At 71.4% G+C, this 17325-nt stretch carries 15 protein-coding genes; 8 read left to right on the top strand and 7 right to left on the bottom strand.

Annotation, left to right across the window (positions count from 1 at the left end; translation table 11 throughout):
* Positions 1 to 9: 9 nt before the first annotated feature.
* The 3 genes from ACIBI5_RS40485 to ACIBI5_RS40475 all read right to left on the bottom strand — a co-directional run bounded on the left by ACIBI5_RS40485 (position 10) and on the right by ACIBI5_RS40475 (position 4945).
* The gene (locus ACIBI5_RS40485) at positions 10 to 3849 is read right to left on the bottom strand and encodes a DNA polymerase III subunit alpha (RefSeq protein ID WP_397254944.1); all 3840 of its coding nucleotides are present in this window, start codon (positions 3847 to 3849) and stop codon (positions 10 to 12) included.
* Complete coding sequence (locus ACIBI5_RS40480; RefSeq protein WP_397254942.1) at positions 3849 to 4115, bottom strand: DUF6504 family protein; 267 nt, start codon at positions 4113 to 4115, stop codon at positions 3849 to 3851. Before ACIBI5_RS40480 ends, ACIBI5_RS40485 begins: the two co-directional genes overlap by 1 nt.
* A gap of 83 nt (positions 4116 to 4198) precedes the next feature.
* The gene (locus ACIBI5_RS40475) at positions 4199 to 4945 is read right to left on the bottom strand and encodes a GntR family transcriptional regulator (protein WP_397254940.1); all 747 of its coding nucleotides are present in this window, start codon (positions 4943 to 4945) and stop codon (positions 4199 to 4201) included.
* Between the two features lie 111 nt (positions 4946 to 5056).
* Between ACIBI5_RS40475 and ACIBI5_RS40470 the strand changes: the two genes are divergently transcribed.
* From ACIBI5_RS40470 to ACIBI5_RS40440, 7 genes are all read left to right on the top strand, one after another.
* Positions 5057 to 6208, top strand: a complete 1152-nt coding sequence (locus ACIBI5_RS40470) for an ABC transporter substrate-binding protein (protein ID WP_397254938.1) — start codon at positions 5057 to 5059, stop codon at positions 6206 to 6208.
* A complete protein-coding gene (locus ACIBI5_RS40465; protein WP_379614792.1) occupies positions 6205 to 7026 on the top strand; it encodes an ABC transporter permease in 822 nt (273 codons plus the stop codon). The genes ACIBI5_RS40470 and ACIBI5_RS40465 overlap by 4 nt, the downstream gene beginning before the upstream one ends.
* Positions 7014 to 7853 carry an ABC transporter permease gene (locus ACIBI5_RS40460; RefSeq protein WP_397254936.1) on the top strand — a complete coding sequence of 280 codons (840 nt, stop codon included), beginning with the start codon at positions 7014 to 7016 and terminating at the stop codon, positions 7851 to 7853. The genes ACIBI5_RS40465 and ACIBI5_RS40460 overlap by 13 nt, the downstream gene beginning before the upstream one ends.
* A complete protein-coding gene (locus ACIBI5_RS40455) occupies positions 7850 to 8926 on the top strand; it encodes an ABC transporter ATP-binding protein (protein ID WP_397254934.1) in 1077 nt (358 codons plus the stop codon). The genes ACIBI5_RS40460 and ACIBI5_RS40455 overlap by 4 nt, the downstream gene beginning before the upstream one ends.
* Positions 8916 to 9512, top strand: coding sequence for an HAD family hydrolase (locus ACIBI5_RS40450; protein WP_397254932.1), 597 nt, complete (start codon positions 8916 to 8918; stop codon positions 9510 to 9512). Before ACIBI5_RS40455 ends, ACIBI5_RS40450 begins: the two co-directional genes overlap by 11 nt.
* A 6-nt stretch (positions 9513 to 9518) precedes the next feature.
* A complete protein-coding gene (locus ACIBI5_RS40445) occupies positions 9519 to 11150 on the top strand; it encodes a serine/threonine-protein kinase (RefSeq protein ID WP_397254930.1) in 1632 nt (543 codons plus the stop codon).
* Between the two features lie 70 nt (positions 11151 to 11220).
* On the top strand, positions 11221 to 12168 hold the full coding sequence (locus tag ACIBI5_RS40440) for a quinone oxidoreductase family protein (protein WP_397254928.1): 948 nt from the start codon (positions 11221 to 11223) through the stop codon (positions 12166 to 12168).
* 44 nt (positions 12169 to 12212) lie between these two features.
* Here the strand turns inward: ACIBI5_RS40440 and ACIBI5_RS40435 are convergent, their stop codons facing one another.
* Positions 12213 to 12935 (bottom strand): SDR family NAD(P)-dependent oxidoreductase, encoded by a 723-nt coding sequence (locus ACIBI5_RS40435; RefSeq protein ID WP_397254926.1) that lies wholly within the window; start codon positions 12933 to 12935, stop codon positions 12213 to 12215.
* A 54-nt stretch (positions 12936 to 12989) separates the two neighbouring features.
* Here ACIBI5_RS40435 and ACIBI5_RS40430 point away from each other — a divergent pair, with 54 nt between their 5' ends.
* The gene (locus tag ACIBI5_RS40430) at positions 12990 to 13559 is read left to right on the top strand and encodes a TetR/AcrR family transcriptional regulator (protein ID WP_397254924.1); all 570 of its coding nucleotides are present in this window, start codon (positions 12990 to 12992) and stop codon (positions 13557 to 13559) included.
* Here ACIBI5_RS40430 and ACIBI5_RS40425 read toward each other — a convergent pair.
* From ACIBI5_RS40425 to ACIBI5_RS40415, 3 genes are all read right to left on the bottom strand, one after another.
* The gene (locus ACIBI5_RS40425; protein ID WP_397254922.1) at positions 13528 to 14670 is read right to left on the bottom strand and encodes a sensor histidine kinase; all 1143 of its coding nucleotides are present in this window, start codon (positions 14668 to 14670) and stop codon (positions 13528 to 13530) included. The two genes, ACIBI5_RS40430 and ACIBI5_RS40425, sit on opposite strands and share 32 nt — an antisense overlap.
* A 260-nt stretch (positions 14671 to 14930) precedes the next feature.
* Complete coding sequence (locus ACIBI5_RS40420) at positions 14931 to 15554, bottom strand: LysE family translocator (protein ID WP_397254920.1); 624 nt, start codon at positions 15552 to 15554, stop codon at positions 14931 to 14933.
* Positions 15555 to 15559: 5 nt separating this feature from the next.
* A complete protein-coding gene (locus ACIBI5_RS40415; RefSeq protein WP_397254918.1) occupies positions 15560 to 17194 on the bottom strand; it encodes an FAD-dependent oxidoreductase in 1635 nt (544 codons plus the stop codon).
* Positions 17195 to 17325: the final 131 nt, after the last annotated feature.

Raw genomic sequence — 17325 nt, 5'->3', positions numbered from 1 at the left:
TAAAGCGGGTCAGACGGCGATCTGGGTCGGGCCGGAGCTGCCCTGGCTGGCGTGCCAGAGTTTGCGGGGCGGGTTGGCGGTGATGGCCGGGCCCAGGTCGGAGTAGGGCGACAGGAGGAAGCCGTTGGCGTACTCGATCCGCCGCCCGCCCACGTTCTCGCGTTCCTCCGGCGTCTGGGCCAGCAGCGCCCTGACCGCGTCGACGCCCTGTGCGCGCCACAGGCGGTCCAGGTCGACGAGGTCCCAGCAGTCCACGGCCCGCATGGAGATCGCCCGCGGCCCGGTGCGCCTGATCACGCCGCGGGCCACCATCAGCCATGACCCGAACACCGTCGCCGCGCACCGCCCCTGCACCGACTCGAAGAACGTCAGGTCCACCGGCCCGGTCGAGTCGTCGAGCGTGGCGAAGATGACCCGCTGGCCGGAGCGTACGGCCGGCGTCTGGGTGGCCACCTTGACCCCCGCCACCAGCACCTCGGCGCCGTTGCGCTGGTCGAGCAGGTCCTGGGAGCGCACCACGCCGATCAGGTCGAGCAGTTCGTCGTGGAAGCGGATCACGTGCCTGCTCACGTCGATGCCGAGGATCTCCAGCTCGGCCTCGACCATCTCGCTCTCGGTCATCTCGGGCAGTTCGCCGGGCGCGATGTGCTCGGTGAACCCCAGCGGCAGTTGCACCGCGCTTCCGGCTTCCGGCTGGTCCGGTGGCGCGGAATCAGGTATGCCGGAAGGCAGGCCCCCCGGCAGACGATGGCCGCCCGGTGAGCCCGGTGGGGTCGCGGCTCCGTTCTGCCGGGGGGCTGTTCTGGGGGTGTATCCGCGACGCCGCCGCGGCGCGGTGGTCGCGCCGGACGTGGAGGCACGCTCCAGCACGCCGGTCTGGGCGATCAGGTCGCGCCTGGTCAGCTCGCCCGCGCGCCAGCGCTCGCCGCCGGGGTGCAGGTCGTGCAGGGCGTCGAGGCCGCCCACCTGCACGATCCGCTCCATGGTCGGCCGCGCGGGCCGCGCCCGGTCCCAGAAGTCGGCCATCGAGGTGTACGGCTGGCCCGCCACCATCCGCTCCACCTCGGCCTCGCTCACCCCCTTGACGGCGGAGAACGGCACGCGCAGCGCGTACCCCTTGCCGATCTCGGAGATCTTGAACTCACGCCGCCGGTAGTCGCCCAGGTCGGCCGGTTTGACCCGGACCTTCAGGCGTTCGACCTGCCAGTCCTTGCCGGACTTGTTGATGTCGAGCGGCAGGATGGCCACCCCGCACTGGCGGGCCTCGTCGATGATGACCCGCTGCGGGTACATGCCGGGCTCGTGGGTGAGCACCCCGGCGAAGAAGGCGGCCGCGTGGTGCCGCTTGAGCCAGGCCGACTGGTAGGTGGGCAGCGCGAAGGCGGCGGCGTGCGCCTTGCAGAAGCCGAAGGCGCCGAACGCGTCGAGCACCTTCCACGCCTTCTCCACCTCCTCGTCGGAGAAGCCTCGCGACTTGGCCAGCGGGACGAAGTGGCCGCGCACCTTCAGCCGCCCCGCCTCGGTGGCGAGCGTGCGCCGCATGCTCTCGGCGAAGTGCAGGTCCTTCCCCGTCATCACCGAAATGATCTTGAGTACCTGCTCGTGGAAGACGACCACGCCGTGCGTCTCCTTGAGCGCCTCCCGCAGTTTCTCGTGCGGATAGTACGGCTGCCGCCACCCGTGCCTGGCCTCCAGGTACGGCGTGACCATGTCGGAGTTGACCGGCCCCGGCCGGAACAGCGAGATGTCCACGATCAGGTCGTGCATCGTGCGCGGTTCGAGCTTGGCGACGAGCTCGCGCTGCCCCGGCGACTCGATCTGGAAGCACCCCAGGGTACGGCTCGCGCAGATCATGTCGTAGGTGGCCGCGTCGTCGTGGGGAACGGCGTCCAGGTCGACGTCGGCGTCGTCCACCCGCTTGATCTCGCCGAGCGTGTAGGCCATGGCCGACTGCATGCGTACGCCGAGGACGTCGAGCTTGAGCAGCCCCGCCTCCTCGACGTCGTCCTTGTCGAACTGCGACATGGGGAAGTCCAGGAAGCTGCGCTCGACCGGTGTCACGTCCTTGAGCCCGGCGTTGCCGATCAGCACGCCGCAGGGGTGCAGCGCGATGTGCCTGGGCAGGCCGTCGAGCTTCTCGGCCAGCCGGAAGACCCGGTCGAGCCCGGCCTCGCCGAGGCGGCTGTCGCGCAGTTCCGGCAGGTCGCTGAGGGAGGCGGTGATCTGGCGGGCGCGGATGTGCGGGAAGGCCTTGGCGATGGCGTCGATCTCGTGGGGCGGCAGGCCCATGGCTCCGGCCACGTCGCGGATGGCGCTGCGGGCCCGGTAGGTCTCCATCATGGACACGCAGGCGACGCGGGCCTCGCCGTACTCCTCGAAGATGGCCTTGTAGCAGTCGAGGCGGCGGGCGGACTCGACGTCGATGTCGATGTCGGGCAGCCCGATGCGGCCGTGGGACAGGAAGCGTTCCATGAGCAGGCCGTGTTCGAGCGGGTTCACCTCGCCGATGCCGATGAGGTAGTTGACCAGGCTGCCCGCTCCGGAGCCCCGGATGGCACACCTGATGTCCATTTTTCGAATCATGTCGGTGATACCGACCACTGCCACGAAATATCCGGACAGACGCTTGCTTTCGATGATCGCCAGTTCCTCGTCCAGCCGTTCTCTGGCGTCGCGCGAGCCCTCCAGCCCGCGGGCGTGCAGGCCGTCCTCCACCCGGTGGCGCAGCAGCGGCACCGGGTCGCCGCCGATCTCGGGCAGGTGCAGGTTCGGCGGCTCGCTCCGCAGCGCCAGCATCGACTCGGGCTCCACCGCGCAGGCCTCGGCGAGCTGCCGCGTGGTCAGCAGCAGCCGCCCGGCCCGCTCGCGGTCGGCGCCGGTGACCTTCAGCGCCACCTGCCACATCTCCTTGGTGCTCTTGAGATAGGCGTGCGAGGTGGGCCGGTCCAGGTGCCGGGGGTGCAGCGGGACGAGCTGCCTGGCCGCGTCGAGGACGTCGCCGACCTGGTGGTCGGCGGGGTCGAGGTAGCGCACCGCGTTGGTCAGCACCGCGGGTACGCCGAGCGACTCGGCCAGGGCCAGCATGCGCACGGCGGTGCCGGAGTCGCGGTAGCCGTACTGGTCGACCAGCTCGATCGCGATCCCGGAGACCATGGAGCGCCACAGGTTGAGCAGCACCCTGGCGTGCTCGTCGCGGCGCTCGGCGACCGCCCTGCCCACGTCGGAACGCGGGCCGAGCAGCACGACGAGCCGGTCGTCGGCGCCGAGTTCGGCCAGCAGTTCGCGGGTGATCCACGGGTCGCCGCGCTCGCCCATGTGGTGAGCGGCGGTGACCAGCCTGGCCAGCCTCGGCCAGCCGCCCTTGCGGGCCAGCACGGTGACACGATCCTCCGCCATGGGCCCGGTCTTCGGCCGCCCACCGGAAAGGCCACCACGGGAAGGGCCACCACCCGAAAAACCACCCGAAAAGCTACTAGGCAGGCCGCCGCCCCGCGAGCCGCCTTGGGAGCCGCCCCTTGAGCCGCCTCGGGAAGAGCCGCTGCCGGCGAACCCGGAGAGATCATCGCTCAAGGAGGCCGGGGGGGCGTCCCAGAAGGACAGGTCGGGACCCGGCGCGCCCGCGTAGATGTCCGGCCGCAGCGCCAGGTTCACCCCGAACACCGCGCGCAGCCCGGCGTCGGCGCAGGCCTGGGCGTGCTTGACCGCGCCGTAGAGACCGTCGCGGTCGGTCAGGGCGAGGACGTCCATCCCGTGCTCGGCCGCGCGGACGGCCAGCTGCCGCGGGAAGGCGGTGCCGTAGCGCATCGAGTAGGCGGAGCTGACGCTGAGGTGCGGGAACGGGCGCGCCATCAATCCCACGCCCGCAGCAGCAGCCAGCCACCGCTGGCGGTGTCGAAACGGAGCTCGTAGGAGCCGGTCTCGCGGCCGGGGCTGGCCTCGACCCGCCAGAACTGCCGTTCGCCCGGGTCCCCCTCGCCGGTCTTCCACCACTCCCGGGCCACGACCCAGTGGTCGAGGACGCGCCGGACGAGGTAGAGGCGGTCACGCCAGACGAATTGGGTGGGTTGCCCGTCACGGGTCCACACCTCGATCGGATCGCCATAGAGTCTGCTCAAGACGCTTCTTCTCCCCGCGGCTCTGGTCCTTCGGTGAGCCACCCGGGGGAAGACGGGTGCTTCTAATACTCGAACATACGTTCTCACGCCCCGAAGTGCAAGTCGCCCGCCTGCCGTATGAGCGGGTTCGCGCCGATCGAGTTGCGGATGCTGAACGTCACGCTGCCGGCCCGGTAGCGGTCGTCCGAGCTCTCCACCGGCCGGCCCTCCTGCGTGGTGGTGATCCGGCGCTGGCGCAGGAGAGGGCTGCCGCGCCGTACACCCAGAAGGCGGGCGTCCTGCGCGCCCGCGGCCACGGCGTCGATGAGGTGCTCGCCATAGGCGAAGACCAGCCCGGTGGAGTCGTAGAGCGCCTGCGTGATCGAGCCGCAGTCGCGCGGGATGGCCTCGACGGCGGCGGCGATCCAGCCCGCGTAGACGGTGCGCTCGACGAGGACGGGCTCGGTCTCGAGCGTACGCAGGCGCAGGACCTCCAGGACCTCCTCGGAGCCCAGCCGGGCCGCCTCCGCGGGACCCGCCGCCCGGCGGCGCTGCTGGAGCACCTGGCCGCCGAAGCTATAGCCGTTGGATTTGGCCCACTGGGCAAAGCTGTGCAATTCCGCGAAACTCTGACTGCGTGAGTTGCCGAGGACAATGCGGCGCGCTCCCTGACGGCTGCCGACCAGCCCTTCCGCCACCAGTACGGCCAGCGCCTGCCGCACCGTGCCGCGGGCGGCGGAGTAGCGCGCAGCCAGCTCGGCATCGGTCGGCAACGTGGACCCCACGGGGTGCGCACCTCGAAGAATGTCATCGCGCAGCTCAGCGGCGATTCGTTCATAGCGCGCGACCATTCTCGACCCTTCCCGTTCACGAAAGAGCAATCTTTATCCGACTTACTAGGGGCTGGCCTTGTTTGTACAAGTTCCCCTAGGTTCGTTCTACACCCCCAGAGTGGAGGCGACGTGTTCACTCCTCGCGCCAGCGTGGCAGGCGTCATAGCAGCCCTAACCGTAGCCACCGCCGCCTGCGGCGCGGCACCCGGCACGCAGACCGCCGAGCCGTCGAAGGGCGGGGTGGACGCCAAGACGGCCACCTCCGCCGCCGACTTCGGTGGTTTCGACAAGCTCGTGGAAGCGGCCAAGAAGGAGGGCAACCTCCACGTGATCGCGCTTCCCCCGGACTGGGCCAACTATGGCGAGATCATCAAGACTTTCGAGGCCAAGTACGGCATCAAGATCGAGAGCGAGGACCCGGACGCGGCCAGCGCGGACGAGATCAACGCGGTCAAGACCCGCAAGGGCCAGGACCGCGCGCCCGACGTGCTCGACCTCGGCCAGTCCTTCGCGATCAGCGGCGCCAAGGAGGGGCTGTTCGCGCCCTACAAGGTGCAGTCCTTCGACAAGATCCCCGAAGGCCAGAAGGAGGCCACCGGCCTCTGGACCAACGACTACGGCGGCTACGTCTCCATCGGCTGCGACGCCAAGAAGATCCCGAACTGCCCCACGAGCTTCAAGGACCTGCTCAAGCCCGAGTACAAGGGCAAGGTCGCGATGAACGGCAACCCGACCAAGTCCGGTTCCGCCTTCGCCGGCGTCTACGCCGCGGCCATCTCCAACGGCGGCTCCTTCGACGACATCCAGCCCGGCATCGAGTTCTTCAAGCAGCTCAAGGCCGCCGGCAACTACAACCCGGTCGAGACCACGCCGGCGACCATCGAGAAGGGCGAGACCCAGATCAGCATCGACTGGGACTACAACAACGCCGCCTACGCGCCGCAGCTGGCCCCCAAGGGCCTCGACTGGAAGGTCAACGTGCCGAGCGACGGCAAGTACTTCCAGATGTACGCCCAGGCCATCAACAAGGACGCCCCGCACCCGGCCGCCGCGCGCCTGTGGCAGGAGTACCTCTACAGCGCCGAGGGCCAGAACCTCTACCTCAAGGGCTTCGCCCGCCCGGTCCTGCTGCCCGTCATGACCACCGACGGCAGCGTCGACAAGGCCGCCGCCGAGAAGCTGCCGCAGGTCGACGGCACGCCCACGTTCCCCACCCCCGAGCAGGTGGACGCGGCCAAGGCGAAGCTCGCCGAAGGCTGGGACGCCGCGATCTCCGGATGAGGAAGTCCCGGGGCTGGCTGGGCGCGCTGCCGCTGTTCGCCGTCTACGCGCTCGTCTTCGGCGTCCCGGCCGTCGCCCTGCTGGCCGGGGCGTTCACCTCGCGGGGTGAGCCCACGCTCGACAACATGCGGCTGAGCCTGCAGGGCGGCAACCTGACCGCGATCGCCGGCAGCGTCCAGGTGTCGGCGGTCGTGGCGGTGGCCGGGGCCGTGCTGGGCACGTTCCTGGCCTACGCCGTCGTCACCTCCGGGTCGGGCGCGCTGCGCTCGGCCGTGCTGACGGCCTCCGGCGTGCTGGCCAACTTCGGCGGGGTGCCGCTGGCGTTCTTCTGGGTGGCCACGCTCGGCAACTCGGGGATCGTCAGCGGCCTGTTCGGGCTGCCCTCCGGCGTGCTGTTCACGTTCTGGGGGCTGGTCATCGTCTACCTGTACTTCTCGGTGCCGATGATGGTGCTCGTGATGGCGCCCGCGCTGGACGGGCTGAAGCCCCAGTGGCGGGAGGCGGCCGCCAACAACGGCGCCACCTCCTGGCACTACTGGCGCTACGTCGCCCTGCCCGTGCTCACCCCGGCCCTGCTCGGCGGCGTCGTGCTGCTGTTCGGCATGGCGTTCTCCGCCTACGCCACGGCCGCGGCCATGGGCGCCGGGACCGTCGTCCCGCTGGTCACCCTCAAGATCGCCAACGCGCTGACCAGCGACGTGCTGATCGGCCAGGAGAACGTCGCGCTCGCGCTCAGCCTCGACATGATCGTGGTGGCCGGGCTCGTGATGGCGGTCTACCTGCCGCTGCAGAAGAGGAGCACCCGATGGCTGCAGTGACGGGCCTGGAGAAGGTCCGCGCCACGCAGCGGGGAGGCCGCTGGCGGTGGGCCGTGTTCCTGCCGGCCGCCCTGTACTTCCTGGTGCCGCTCGGCGCCTCGCTCTGGTACACGGTCTACAACGCCGGCACCGGCTTCTCCCTCGCGCCGTATGCCGAACTGCTGACCGCCGAGGGCTTCGCCCAGTCGCTGCTGCTGTCGCTGAGCCTGGCCGTCGCGACGATCGTGCTGGTCCTGCTGCTCACGCTGCCGGCGATGCTGGCCGTACGGCTGGCCGCCCCGCGCCTGCGCCCCGTGATGGAAGTGCTGTGCACGCTGCCCCTCGTCGTGCCCCCGATCACGTTCGTCGTCGGGATCGGCAGGTCGCTGGCGGTGGGCGGCGAGGTGCTCGCCCCGACCCCGTTCTGGGCCACGCTCATCGCGATCCAGAACCCGGGCTTCCCCATGGTGCTCGTGCTCGCGTACGTGGTGCTGGTGCTGCCGTTCGTCTACCGCTCCCTCGACGCGGGCCTGCGCACCATGGACGTGCGCACGCTGGTCGAGGCGGCGCGCAACCTCGGCGCCTCGTGGCCGTACGTGATGTTCCGGGTGATCATCCCCAATCTGCGCTCGGCCATCGCCAGCGCCTCGTTCCTGACGCTGGCCCTGGTGCTGGGCGAGTTCACCGTGGCCAGGCTGCTCGGCTACCAGCCGTTCGCGGTCTGGATCGTGACGATCTCCGGCTCCAGGGGCCAGATGTCGGTCGCGGTCTCGATCCTCAGCCTGCTGCTCATCTGGCTGCTGCTGCTCGTGGTCTCCAGCGTTTTCGGTAAGGAGAAGAAGCAATGACGGCCCAGGTCGAGTTTCGGGCTCTTCGCAGGGTGTTCGGCAAGACGGTCGCGCTCGACGGCCTGGACCTGACCATCGAGCCGGGCGAGCTCGTCGCCCTGCTCGGCCCGTCGGGCTGCGGAAAGACGACGGCGCTGCGCTGCGTGGCCGGGTTCGAGCGTCCCGACTCGGGAGCCGTGCTCGTGGACGGCAAGGACATCACCGCCGTCCCCGCCAACAAGCGTGACGCGGGCATGGTCTTCCAGTCCTACTCGCTCTTCCCGAACCTCAACGCCGCCGACAACGTCTCCTTCGGCCTGCGGGTGCGCAAGGCTCCGGCCGCGCAGCGCCGGGCGAAGGCGCTGGAACTGCTGGAGCTGGTCGGCCTGCCCTCCCACGCCGGCCGCTACCCGCACCAGCTCTCCGGCGGCCAGCAGCAGCGGGTGGCGCTCGCCCGCGCGCTGGCCCTGGAACCGCGCGTCCTGCTGCTCGACGAGCCGCTGTCGGCGCTCGACGCCAAGGTCCGCGTCAACCTGCGCGAGGAGATCCGCCGCCTGCAGCTCGACCTCGGTATCACCACCATCTTCGTCACCCACGACCAGGAGGAGGCGCTGTCGATCGCCGACCGGGTCGCGGTGCTGCGGGACGGCCGCCTGGAGCAGTGCGGCGCCCCCGCCGAGGTCTACGACCGGCCCGCCACCCCGTTCGTGGCCGAGTTCGTCGGCACGATGAACCACCTGGCCGGGCGGGTGTCCGGCGACCAGGTGACGGTGCTCGGCCAGCTCCTGCCCGTGGACGGCGAGGTGCCCGAGGACCCGTCCGTGGACGTGCTCATCCGGCCGGAAGCCGTCCAGGTCACCCCCGCGGCGGACGGCAGGGCCGAGATCCTCGCCGCCTCCTTCCGCGGCGCCTCGGTCCGGCTCAGGGTGGCCCTGGAAGGGGGTGAGGTGCTCGCCGACGTACCAGGTCACGAGGCGGTACGGCTGGCGGCCGGCACTAAGGTGACCGTACGCCTGGTCGAACGACCGGTCCTGGTGGCCACCCGCACGGTCACGGTCCCCGCCCCCGTCACGGAAACAGCAGATGCCGTCTGATCTCCCCGCCGCCGTCCTGTTCGACATGGACGGCACCCTGGTCGACACCGAGGGCCTGTGGTGGCAGGCCACCGCCGACGTCGCCGAGTCGCTCGGCCACGGCGGCCTCGGCCCCGATGACGTCCCCCACGTCCTCGGGCGCTCGGTCGAGGACACCGCCGCCCACCTGGCGCCCGCCGACGCGGGGGCGGTGGCGGTCCGCCTCACCGACGCCTTCGCCGAGCGCATCGCCGGTGGCATCGACCTCATCCCCGGCGCCCTTGACCTGTTGCGCGAGCTGACGGCCGCCGGGGTGCCCACGGCGCTGGTGACCGCCTCGCCGCGCAGCATCGTCGAGCGGGTGCTGCCCAACCTCGACGGGCACCGCTTCGATCTGGTGATCACGGCGGAGGACAGTTCGCGGGGCAAGCCGTACCCGGATCCCTATCTGAAGGCGGCGCGGCTGCTGGGGGTACGGCCGCAGGAGTGCGTCGCCGTGGAGGACAGTCCGACCGGCATCGCCGCGGCCACCTCGGCCGGATGCCGGGTCGTGGTGGTCGATCCTGCGCACGGCCTGCCCGAACTCCACTCCATGTCGGTAAGCTAACCCGCCGTGAGCGGTGAAACCTCCCACATCGGGCGCTACAAACTGATCAGTGTGCTGGGCCGCGGCGGGATGGGCACGGTTCACCTGGCCGAGGACCCCGCCGGCGCGCGGGTCGCGGTCAAGGTGATCAACCCCGAGTTCAGCCAGCACGAGCAGTTTCGCATGCGCTTTCGCCGGGAGGCGGACGCGGCGCAGCGGGTGCGGCGGTTCTGCACGGCCGCGGTGCTGGACGCCGCTCTCGACGGCAACCAGCTCTACGTCGTCACCGAGTACGTGCCGGGACCCAACCTGGAGGAGGCGGTCAAGCAGTCGGGACCGCTGACCGGCTCCAGCCTCGACGCGCTGGCGGTCAGCGTGGCCACCGCGCTCACCGCCATCCACGGCGCCGGGGTCGTGCACCGTGACCTGAAGCCGTCGAACGTGCTGCTGTCGCCGGTCGGCCCGAGGGTGATCGACTTCGGCATCGCGCGGGCGCTGGACGAGCTGGGCGGCGTGACCGGCACCGGCGAGATCATCGGCACGCCCCGCTACATGGCGCCCGAGGTGCTGCGGGGCGAGCCGGTCTCGCCCGCCTGCGACGTGTTCTCCTGGGGCTGCCTGATCGCCTTCGCGGCCAGCGGGCGCGCGCCGTTCGGCGGCGACTCGCTGCCCTCGATGATCTATTCGGTGCTCAGCACCGAGCCCGACCTCGGCGGCGTGGAGCCGGGGCTGCGCCCGCTGGTCGTGGCGGCGCTGCAGAAGGATCCGGCGATGCGCCCGACCGCGCAGCAACTGCTCGACCACCTGGTGGGCAGGCAGGCCGCGCCCGAGCAGGCCGCGCACACCGTGCAGGTGGCCTGGCAGCGGGCGACCACCCCGATCACCACGGCGCAGCCCGCTCCGCCGGGCGGCGGCGCGCGGCGCGTCAAGCTGATCGCGGGCTTCACGGCCGGGGCGGTGCTGATCGCAGGCGGCGTCGTGGCGGCGCTGATGCTGTCGCAGGGCTCGCCGCCGACTCACCTGGGCCGTCTCTACCAGGAGGACTTCACGACCTCCTCCGGCGGCTGGGACGGCACCTACGACGCCGACGACGAGGCCAGCTTCGGCTACAAGACCGACGGCACCTACGGCCTCGACGTCGAGCCGAGCTACGAGCAGCGCTGGGCCAAGGCTCCGGCGCCCTTCGCCAACGCCTCGCCCACGCCCTCCCCCAGCGCCACCCCGACCCCGCTCATGCCCGACTCCGTGCTGATCAGCGTGACGGCGCAGGCCAGGAAGGTCTCCGGCGACGGCGAGTACGGCGTGTACTGCCACAACACCGCGGACGGCACCTTCTACGAGTTCGGCCTCGACACCACGGGCAACGCCCGGATCAGGAAGATCATCGACGGCGCCGGCGGCACGCTCGCGCAGCAGGCGAAGCTCGAGATCAAACCGCAGGCCAAGGTCCGGCTGGAGGCCTTCTGCGAGCAGTCCGGCTCGACGGTGAAGCTGACCATGTGGGTGGACGGCAAGCAGGTGCTGCGGGCCGAGGACCCCAACGGCATCAAGACCGGTCATGTCGGGTTGTTCGCCCGGGTGCCGAAGGACGAGCAGTCGATCATGAAGACCGTCTTCGACGACTTCGAACTGCGCGGCCAGCGCTCGGAGCAGCCCTGACCACCTGCCGGTGATCGCCGGTGTCCGCGCGGCTGGAAGCAATACGCGCGCGCCTGGGTTAGACAGGACTATGCGCGCAGTCGTCATCGCCGCCCAGGGCGGCCCAGAGGTCCTCGAATACGCCGAGCACCCCGATCCTGTCGCGGGTCCCGGAGAGGTGGTCGTCGACGTCGCCGCGAGCGGCGTCAACTTCATCGACATCTACCAGCGCTCCGGCGTCTACCCGCTGCAGCTCCCGAGCCCCATCGGCTGTGAGGGCGCCGGCACCGTCGCGGCCGTCGGCCCCGGCGTCACCGGCTTCGCCGTCGGCGACACCGTTGGCTGGGCGAACGTCCTGGGCAGCTACGCCGAGAAGGCCGTCGTCCCCGCCGACCGCCTCGTGCCCGTGCCCGGCGGCGTCGGCGCCGACCTGGCCGCCGCCACCCTCCTGCAGGGCATGACCGCCCACTTCCTCACACGCTCCACGCACGAGGTCAAGGAGGGCGATCGGGTCCTCGTCCACGCCGGCGCCGGCGGCATGGGCCAGCTGCTCATCCAGCTCGCCAAGCTCTACGGCGCCACCGTCCACACCACCGTCTCCACCGACGAGAAGGCCAAGCTGGCCCGCGCCGCCGGCGCCGACGAGGTCCACTCCTACGACGACTTCGCGCAGACGCTCAAGGACAGCATCGACGTGGTCTACGACGGCGTCGGCGCCACCACCTTCGACGGCGGCCTGACCGCGCTGCGCCCGCGCGGCCTCATGGCCCTGTACGGCGCGGCCAGCGGCCCCGTGCCGCCCATGGACCCGCAGATGCTCAACCGGTCGGGCTCGTTGTTCCTGACCCGGCCCACGCTGGTCCACCACGTCGCCGAGCGGGAGGAACTGCTGTGGCGGGCCCGCGAGGTCTTCGGGTGGATCGCCGCCGGGCAGCTGCGCATCGACGTCTCCCACCGCTACCCGCTGGCCGAGGCGGCGCGGGCGCATGAGGACCTGGCGGCCCGCCGTACGACGGGGAAGCTGCTTCTGATCCCCTGAGACCCCGGCCCCGAGGACGGGCTCGCCGTCCTCGGGGCTCGGGCTCACACGTGGGAGCCGCCGTCGACGCGCAGCTCCACGCCCGTGAGGTAGGCGCCGTCGGCCGAGGCCGCGTAGGCGATGGTGCCCGCGATCGCCTCCGGCTCGCCGAAGCCGACCTGCGGCATGATCCGCCCGTAGAAGGAGGCGTCCACGTCCTCGGGGAAGGTCACCGAGCTCATCAGCGGCGTCACCACGCCGCCCGGCGAGACCGCCACGACCCGGACGCCCCGCGGCGCCACCTCCGCCGCCAGGCTCAGCGAGAACGCCAGGACGCCGCCCTTCGACGCCGCGTACCCGGTCATGTAGGGGTGCGCGTGCGTGGCCGAGGTCGAGGCCGTGTTGACCACGACGCCCTTGCTCTCCACCAGGTACGGCATGGCCTCCCGGCAGAACAGGAACGTGCCGAGCAGATTGACCTCGAGCAGCCTGCGGAAGTCGGCGAGCGAGAGCGTGGCCAGCGGCGTCGTCTTGTGGATGCCGGCGACGTTGATCAACGTGTCGATCCCGCCGAACTCCTCGGCCGCCTGGGCCACGGCCTCCTTGACCTGCCCCTCGTCGGCCACGTCGGCGACATGCGGGGTGATGGCCGGATGGCTGGGAATCTCCGGGTTGAGGTCGACGGCGAAGACCCGCGCCCCTTCCTCCGCCAGCCGCAGGGCCGTCGCCCGCCCGATCCCGGTGGCCGCGCCGGTCAGCAGGACCTTCTTACCCGCGAAACGCTCCATGAATCCTCCACGTCTCACTACGAGACAGCTATGTCTCGTCTAGGATATGTCCTGATGAGCACCTCCGACTCCATGGCGAGAACACGGGACGCGATCCTCCGCGCCGCCGCCACGGCGCTGCGTACCCACGAGCGAGCCGGCATGGCCGACATCGCCGCCGCGGCCGGCGTCGGCCGCGCCACCCTCTACCGCCACTTCGCCACCCGCGACGACCTGCTGGTCGAGCTCGGCCGCTTCGCCGCGGAGGAGTCCATCCGGGTGATCGACGCGGCCGGCATCGACGGCGTCGCGACCGAGGCCGCCCTGACCCGCCTGACCAGGGCGCTGCTGACGTCCGGCCGCGAGTTCTGGGTGGTCAGCACCCACCGGCCGCAGTTGTGGCCCGAGGAGGAAGAGGTCGGCGAGCGGCTGCGCACCCTGGCCGAGCGAGGTCAGCGCGAGGGCGTGCTGCGCGCCGACGTCCCCGCCGAACTCCTGGCCGCCGCCCACGGCGCGCTCATCCTGGGCGCGCTGACGCTGGCGCCGCTGTCGGAGCTGGGCGTGGAGGACGCCACGGACACCATCGTCAGGCTCTACCTCCAGGGCGCCCGGCTCACATCCACGGAAGCGTCGCCTCCACCCTGAACCCGCCCTGCGGCGACGGCGCGGCCCGCGAGACGCCGCCGAACAGCGCGGCACGCTCGGCGATGTTGACCAGGCCGTGCCCGGACCTGCGCCGCGGCGCGGGCGGACGACCGGCGCCGTCGTCGACGACCGTGATGTCCAGCGCCCGCTCGCCGTAGCGGAGCACCACGTCCGCCTCGGCGTCCTTGCCCGCGTGCTTCAGCGCGTTGGTCAGCGCCTCCTGAACGATCCGGTAGGCGGCCAGCCCCAGCCCCGCCGGCACCGCCCTGACCCGCCCCTCGACCCGTAACCGCACCTCCAGCGGATGCCGCTCCACCAGCGCGTCGATCGCCTCGATGCCGGGCTGCCGCTCCCCCGGTTCCTCGCGCAGCCCGCCCAGCAGCAGCCGCAGCTCCGTCAGCGCCGCCTGCCCCGACTCCCTGATCGACTCCAGCGAGGTCCGCGCCGGCCCGTGGTCCTCCGCCGCCAGTGCCGACACCGCGACGTGCGACTGAATCACCATGGCGCTGACGTTGTGCGCCACGATGTCGTGCAGTTCGCGGGCGATCCGCACCCGCTCCTCCGCCACCATGGCCCGCGCGCGCCCCTCCTCGGCATCGGCCGCCGCGACCACCCACCGCCGCCGCGCCACCCCCGCGCCCCACGGCAGCGCGCACACCAGCGCCGACATCACCCCCGCCGGCACCAGCACCCCCAAAAGCAGCAGTCCGTGGTACGGCGAGGCCCGCCACCTGCCCACCGTGTAGAAGGCGACCTGCAGGGCGGTGGACGCCCCCAGCTCGGCCCACGAGGCGTTGACCTCGGCCCAGACGTCCCAGCGCCCCACCACCAGCCACAACACCCAGACCGCCGCCAGCACCCCGAGCGGCCACCGCCGCCGCAGGGCCAGGCAGGCGAAGGCCGCCAGATCCCCCCAGAACGTCAGCGGAACGCTCCCGATCCGGGCCAGCGTCGCCTCGCTGTAGGGCACCTCGATCAGCAGATACGCACACGCGATCCCGGCCGGCGACGCGTCGGCGGCCAGCGGATGCCGCCCCAGCCACGCCACCAGCCTCCGGACCCGATCCCGCAGCTCACCCCGCACGGCCGACCGGCCCGGCACCGGGGTCACGCAGAACGAGAACGCTCCCCGTGTCCGGCACGCCCCCCAGCGCGTCCGGCGACGGGTCGGTGCCGTCTCCGGCAGGAGCCCGCGTCATGGCCCGGCCTCGTCGGCCGGTGGCGGCAGGCGCCGTTCCAGGATCGACGCGGCCCGGCCGAGCAGACTATCGACCATAAACGGGAGTATCGCAGCCCTTCCAGCACCTGGTTACTGTCCGGCCCTGGACGATCGGATGCCCGGGTGCCGCCAGCGGGCTTGGCCGGTTCCGGTCAGTCCTGTACGGCCAGCCGTACCCCGAAGCCGATGATCACCACGCCCGTGAGGCGGTCGAGCAGGCGGCGGACCCTGGGGGTGCGCAGGACGCCGCCCATGAACGTGGCGAAGGCGACCAGCAGGGCACTCCACACCAGCCCCTCGCCCACGTGTACGCCGGCCAGCGCCAGCCCCATCAGCGCGGGCGGCACGTCGTCCGGGATGAACTGGGGCAGCATCGCCACGTAGAACGCGCCGACCTTGGGGTTGAGGAGGTTGGTCAGCAGGCCGCGGCGGAAGGCCCGCGCGAAGGTCTGGTCGGTGACCGGGGCGGCCTCCTGCGGGGCGGGATGGCGGGCGTCCCAGAGCATGCGGGCGCCCAGGTAGACGAGGTAGGCGACGCCGGCCCAGCGCAGGATCTCGTAGGCCAGTTGCGAGGCCGCCAGCAGGGCGGACAGGCCGGCGGCGGTCGCCAGGCCCCAGACCAGGATGCCGGCCTGGATGCCGAGGACCACACCCCATGCCGGATGCCGGCCCGACAGCACGGACGTACGCAGGATCAAGGCCGTGTCCAGGCCGGGTGTCAGCGTCAGCAGGGCGACGACGGCGGCGAACGAGGCGATTGATGCTGCTATGTCCATGGAGGTCAGCGTAGCGAGGCGGCGATGTGCAGGGCGGCGGTGTAGCCGGCCGTCATCGCCGGGCCCAGCGTGGCGCCCGGCCCCGGGTAGGTCTCGCCCATGACGGCGGCCGCGACGTTGCCCGCCGCGTACAGGCCGGTGATCGGCTCGCCGTCCCGCCGCAGCACGCGGGCGTCCACGTCGGTGACCACGCCGCCCTTCGTGCCGATGTCGCCGGGTATCAGGGGGATCGCGTAGAAGGGGCCCTTCTCGATCGGCAGCAGGTTCGGGTTGGGCAGGGTCGGGTCGCCGTAGTAGTGGTCGTAGGCGCTGTCGCCGCGGTGGAAGTCGGCGTCGGAGCCGGAGCGGGCGAAGCCGTTGAAGCGGTCCACGGTGGCGCGCAGCTTGAGCGGGTCGAGTCCCATGCGGGCGCCCAGTTCCTCGACGGTCGTGGCCTTCTTGACGAAGCCGTTCTTGAGCCACGCGGCCTTGAACGCCTGGCCGGGGAAGTGGCCGAGCATGATGTGCCGGTTCTTGGTCCGCTGGTCGATGACCATCCAGGAACGCACGGCGTCGCGCGCGTACATGGTGTCGACGAACAGGTGGTACGGCGCCGCCTCGTTGACGAAGCGCTCGCCCCGCCCGTCCACGACGATCATCCCGGGCACGCCGCGGTCGGTGACGAGGAACGTCGGCGGCTCGCCCGGCGGCACCGCGGCCGGCATGCCCCAGACCCGCTCCATGAGGTCGAGTTCGGCGCCGAGCGCGAGGGCGGCGGCGATCGTGTCGCCGGTCTGGGCCGGGGCCGCCGAGCTCCAGCGGGCGTCGGTGGGCAGGGGCAGGTACTTCTCCCGCAGTTCCTGGCTGTGCGAGAACCCGCCCGCCGCCAGGACCACCCCGCCCCGCGCCTCGAACGTCCTGCCGCCCGCGCGTACTCCGGCGACCCGGTCACCGGAGACGACGAACTCCTCGAACGGCGTGTTCACCCAGATCTTGCCGCCCGCCTCGGCCAGCGACAGGCTCAGCCGGCCGACCAGCGCCTCGCCCAGCGCGGCGTAGCGGGCGCCGGTGAGCAGCCCCTTGACCGCGCGCAGCCCGATCTTGGCCGCCATCAGCTTGCCGCGCGTGGTGCGCGTCATCATGTTGACCTCGTGGAACTCCGAGGACTTCATGACCATCCCGTAGGTCGCCAGTTCGGAGCGCCGCATGATCCCGCGCAGCGCGCCGAGCCGGCGCAGGTCGAACACGGGCGGCTCCACCGAGCGGCCCATCGCCTTGCCGCCGGGGAGTTCGGGGAAGTAGTCGGGGTAGCCGCGGGCGTACTCGAAGCGGACGTGGCGGGTCCGCTCGTGCAGGAAGCGCACCATCTCCGGTCCCTTGTCCAGGTACGCCTCCCGGCGTTCCTCGGGCACCCGGTCGCCGACCGTCGCCTTCAGGTAGGCACTGGCCTCCTCCTTGCTGTCCTTCAGGCCGGTGCCGTCGAGGTAGAGGTTGCCGGGCACCCAGATGGCGCCGCCGGACAGCGCGCTCGACCCGCCGTACTTGTCCGTCTTCTCGATGACCACCGCGGTGAGCCCGCGCAACCGCGCGGTCAGCGCCGCGGTGAGCCCCGCGGCGCCCGATCCGACCACGACGACGTCGAAGCTGTGATCCCAGCGCACGACCAACCTCCTCTGTCTCATGACGAGACACCTATGTCTCAGTCACGATAACGCGTCCTATGACGTGATTAGTCCGGCGCTGAACTTCTTGACAGGCGCCAGTCAGAGTGATCAGCTCGTGGTCACGGGAG

It is taken from the genome of Nonomuraea sp. NPDC050540 (genome assembly GCF_044457485.1).
In the GTDB taxonomy this organism is placed as follows: Bacteria; Actinomycetota; Actinomycetes; order Streptosporangiales; family Streptosporangiaceae; genus Nonomuraea.
Note: the sequence above shows the minus strand (reverse complement) of the source record. Positions and strands in the feature narration are given on the sequence as shown.

Bases quoted from the DNA above. Each gene is read 5' to 3' on its own strand.
- ACIBI5_RS40485 (WP_397254944.1), bottom strand. From the start codon at position 3,849: ATGGCGCGCCCGTTCCCGCACCTCAGCGTCAGCTCCGCCTACTCGATG.
- ACIBI5_RS40475 (WP_397254940.1), bottom strand. From the start codon at position 4,945: ATGGTCGCGCGCTATGAACGAATCGCCGCTGAGCTGCGCGATGACATT.
- ACIBI5_RS40465 (WP_379614792.1), top strand. From the start codon at position 6,205: ATGAGGAAGTCCCGGGGCTGGCTGGGCGCGCTGCCGCTGTTCGCCGTC.
- ACIBI5_RS40460 (WP_397254936.1), top strand. From the start codon at position 7,014: ATGGCTGCAGTGACGGGCCTGGAGAAGGTCCGCGCCACGCAGCGGGGA.
- ACIBI5_RS40455 (WP_397254934.1), top strand. From the start codon at position 7,850: ATGACGGCCCAGGTCGAGTTTCGGGCTCTTCGCAGGGTGTTCGGCAAG.
- ACIBI5_RS40450 (WP_397254932.1), top strand. From the start codon at position 8,916: ATGCCGTCTGATCTCCCCGCCGCCGTCCTGTTCGACATGGACGGCACC.
- ACIBI5_RS40440 (WP_397254928.1), top strand. From the start codon at position 11,221: ATGCGCGCAGTCGTCATCGCCGCCCAGGGCGGCCCAGAGGTCCTCGAA.
- ACIBI5_RS40435 (WP_397254926.1), bottom strand. From the start codon at position 12,935: ATGGAGCGTTTCGCGGGTAAGAAGGTCCTGCTGACCGGCGCGGCCACC.
- ACIBI5_RS40430 (WP_397254924.1), top strand. From the start codon at position 12,990: ATGAGCACCTCCGACTCCATGGCGAGAACACGGGACGCGATCCTCCGC.
- ACIBI5_RS40420 (WP_397254920.1), bottom strand. From the start codon at position 15,554: ATGGACATAGCAGCATCAATCGCCTCGTTCGCCGCCGTCGTCGCCCTG.